The organism is Shewanella sp. SW24 (assembly GCF_025653395.1).
GTDB classification, from domain to species: Bacteria; Pseudomonadota; Gammaproteobacteria; order Enterobacterales; family Shewanellaceae; genus Shewanella; species Shewanella oncorhynchi.
The window spans coordinates 1-723 of record NZ_JAKKSH010000077.1; the positions used below are offsets into that span (position 1 = coordinate 1).

Below are 723 nucleotides of genomic sequence, written 5' to 3' on the forward strand. Positions count from 1 at the left end.
AGTCGGAATCGCTAGTAATCGTGGATCAGAATGCCACGGTGAATACGTTCCCGGGCCTTGTACACACCGCCCGTCACACCATGGGAGTGGGCTGCAAAAGAAGTGGGTAGCTTAACCTTCGGGGGGGCGCTCACCACTTTGTGGTTCATGACTGGGGTGAAGTCGTAACAAGGTAGCCCTAGGGGAACCTGGGGCTGGATCACCTCCTTACCTATACGACTAACTTAATGTTTGCTGAGTGTTCACACAGATTGCTTGTTTAGCTTCTCTCACGAGAAGTCAGAGCGAAACATCCCTCTTGCAGGTAGATGTTGTTCTTTAACAATTTGGAAAGCTGATAGTATTTAATTGCATGAGTCTGTCATGTGATTAATTACAAAACGTTTAATGCGAAAGCATTGAACATGAGTTCTCAAACACTTTATTAAGTGTCTTGAATATTCAAWAGTAAATTATTCTTTATTGAATAGTTTACGTCTAAGGCGCGTCCACTTCTTTGGTCAGAAGTGAGACAAGTAAAACCAAGCTGGTCGCAATGCGRCGCAGGTGAGTGAAACTCATTTGGGTTGTATGGTTAAGCGACTAAGCGTATACGGTGGATGCCTTGGCAGTCAGAGGCGATGAAGGACGTAGTAACTTGCGAAAAGCGTTGGCGAGCTAGTAACAAGCATTTGAGCTAACGATGTCCGAATGGGGGAACCCAGCAGCATAAGCTGTTATCGC

General features: G+C 45.8%; 2 rRNA genes. Both read left to right on the plus strand.

Annotation, left to right across the window (positions count from 1 at the left end):
- A 16S ribosomal RNA gene (locus L5M17_RS22955) occupies positions 1-210 on the plus strand; the annotation flags it as partial.
- 362 nt (positions 211-572) lie between these two features.
- Positions 573-723, plus strand: a 23S ribosomal RNA gene (locus tag L5M17_RS22960); the annotation flags it as partial.